Origin of the sequence: Halomicronema sp. CCY15110, from assembly GCF_016888165.1 — a bacterium.
Taxonomy (GTDB): Bacteria; Cyanobacteriota; Cyanobacteriia; order Phormidesmidales; family Phormidesmidaceae; genus Halomicronema.
Window position 1 is genome coordinate 1 of record NZ_JACSWC010000043.1, and the last position, 2,389, is coordinate 2,389.

At 54.8% G+C, this 2,389-nt stretch carries 4 protein-coding genes; 3 read left to right on the forward strand and 1 reads right to left on the reverse strand.

The window, feature by feature from the left end; genetic code table 11:
- The first annotated feature begins 119 nt into the window (after window positions 1-119).
- The 3 genes from JUK32_RS00290 to JUK32_RS00300 all read left to right on the forward strand — a co-directional run bounded on the left by JUK32_RS00290 (window position 120) and on the right by JUK32_RS00300 (window position 1,977).
- Window positions 120-593 carry a WD40 repeat domain-containing protein gene (locus JUK32_RS00290; protein WP_309224456.1) on the forward strand — a complete coding sequence of 158 codons (474 nt, stop codon included), beginning with the start codon at window positions 120-122 and terminating at the stop codon, window positions 591-593.
- A complete protein-coding gene (locus JUK32_RS00295) occupies window positions 590-1,072 on the forward strand; it encodes a WD40 repeat domain-containing protein (protein WP_204136874.1) in 483 nt (160 codons plus the stop codon). Before JUK32_RS00290 ends, JUK32_RS00295 begins: the two co-directional genes overlap by 4 nt.
- A gap of 131 nt (window positions 1,073-1,203) precedes the next feature.
- Window positions 1,204-1,977 (forward strand): hypothetical protein, encoded by a 774-nt coding sequence (locus tag JUK32_RS00300; RefSeq protein WP_204136875.1) that lies wholly within the window; start codon window positions 1,204-1,206, stop codon window positions 1,975-1,977.
- Between the two features lie 54 nt (window positions 1,978-2,031).
- Here the strand turns inward: JUK32_RS00300 and JUK32_RS28575 are convergent, their stop codons facing one another.
- Entirely contained in the window at window positions 2,032-2,301 is a 270-nt protein-coding gene (locus JUK32_RS28575) for a GFA family protein (protein WP_375541538.1), read from the reverse strand.
- Window positions 2,302-2,389 lie beyond the last annotated feature (88 nt).

Consider the following 2,389-nt stretch of genomic DNA (forward strand, 5'->3'; position numbering starts at 1 on the left):
AATTCACACGACTATCGGCGATCGCTTAGCGCTGCTGTCGAAGGCGATGGACGGGAATTTAGTGCTCGATTTTAGATGCGGAAAGTTAAGTTGACAATGCCCCCCAAGGCGATACCTTGGTGAGAGGCCATGGCGATCGCCGCGTTCAGGTTTGGGATGTGGCCTCAGGCGATTGCCTCCAAACTCTGTTAGGCGCTGAGAAGGCGATTTGGTCCGTGACGTTTAGTCCCCAGGGCAATTTGATCGCCAGTGGCAATGAAGACGGCAACGTGCGCCTGTGGGAGCAGCCCTCTGGCAACCCTGACCAAACCCTGTCAGGGCATACCCAGGCGGTTTGGTCAGTGGCGTTTGATCCTGAGGGCAAGTACTTGGCTAGCGGCAGCGCCGATCACAGCATTCGCCTGTGGGAGGTGCAAACGGGGCACTGCTGTCAAACCCTGACTGGGCATCGACACTGGGTTTGTGCAGTGGCTTTCCATCCGCAACAGCCGCTCCTGGCCAGTGGTTCCTACGATCGCACCCTCAAGCTGTGGGACACCACCACGGGGGACTGTCGACAAACGTTATCGGGGCATCTGAGGGCGTGTGGGTGATCGCGTTTGCCCCCCAGGGCGACTACCTGGTGAGTAGCAGCCTTGATCAAACGGCACGCCTCTGGGACATCAACACTGGAGACTGCCAACAAATCCTGCAGGGTCATCGCAACTGGGTCATGTCTGTAGACGTCAGTCCTGATGGGCAACAGATTGCGACGGGCAGTGCCGACCACACGGTCAAACTTTGGGATGCCCAAACGGGGCACTGCGTGAACACGCTCAAAGGTCACCGCAACAGTGTTTGGTCGGTGGCCTTTAGTCCCGATGGGCAATCCCTCGCCAGCGGCAGTGACGATAAAACGATCAAGCTATGGTCAGTCGCAACGGGGCAGTGTGTGCAAGCCATGAAGACTCAGGAACCCTACGAAAACATGGATATCACGGGGGTTGTGGGGCTAACCCCAGCTCAGCTCGCCATCCTCAAACAGTTGGGCGCTGTAGAACGGTCAGGCGATAGTCAAGGGCAATTACGCTGACTTGCAAAAGGGTTACTCAAAATTTGAATCCCAATCAATCCCGAGGCTTTCAATGATGCCAAGAATACAAATGCCCGCCAAAAACGCCACTCAGAATGCCACTGCCTCAGTGCCGATGCCCCTTGTTCATCATGGCGCTGATTTCTAGTCTGCTATTGGTACTGGTGGGCGGTAGTTTATTTTTCTTTCCAGAGGCGGCTCGCTCCCGCTGGGTCTGGTCTTTAACCCCGTTCAATACCCGATTTTTAGGGGCTATCTATCTCACATCATTGGTCGGGCTCTCGATTTTGTTAGTGACGCGCCGAGTGCTCTCCGTCCGCCTCATTGTGCCGATAATGTGGATATTTACGACCGTCGTTTTCGTTGTCTCTTGTCTGCAAATCGAGCAGTTTGATCTGGCTCGACGGGCAACCGCCATTTGGTTTGGCCTCTACGCCGCCGATTGCTTCGGGTCGAGCTATTACCTTTGGCACTACAGGCGACAAATATTTATGGTGAGCGGCCATTTGCCCCGCCACTGGCATCTGTACCTGCAACTACAGGCGGCATTTATGGGCATTTATGGCTTCGGGCTGTTGCTATTGCCGACCCTGTTTGGCGGTTTCTGGCCGTGGCCGCTGGATGTTTTCCACTGTCAGCTCTACAGTGCCATTGTTCTGACGGGAGCAGCCGCGTCCGCCCTGCTGACCCGACAACCAACCCCGATGCAACTCTGTATGTTGGGGCTCATTCAGACAACTTTGAGTGGTTTGGTACTGGCAGGTGTGGTCATTGTGGACATCGCTGTGCGCGCCATCAACTGGGTCAGCTTTAACACTTGGGCCTGGATGGGGACATTTGCGCTGCTGGGTATCGTCGGCTTAGCCTTGATGTTGGAAGCGCGATCGCTGAGCCCAAACCGATAGAGGAAAGAGGGATCATGATTCTGAAAACAACTAAAACAACCCTGTCGCTTTATTCTAAGCAGGCGGCCCCGCTTCGAATGTTGTGATGCCATCTGGCAGCACTTCCCAGGCGGCTTTGGAGCCGACAAAAATGTGCATGCCAATCTCAACCTTAGGGTCACCATTCACGCAGCCGAGCGTGACCCCATGAACGTTGCCTTGGTAGGTCCCACAGAGTGTCGATCCACAAACGCTGCAAAATGACATGCCAAAACCATGCTCCCCCACATAGTGGCTCAGCTTGTCTTGACCCGATAGCCATTCAAATTCGTCAGGCTCAACCAGCGCATATGCAGAGGGAGCAGGTCACTTTCTGAAGAGGAATATTAGAGTAAGGCTGTAGCGATATTTGGATGGGTACCCTCATGACGCC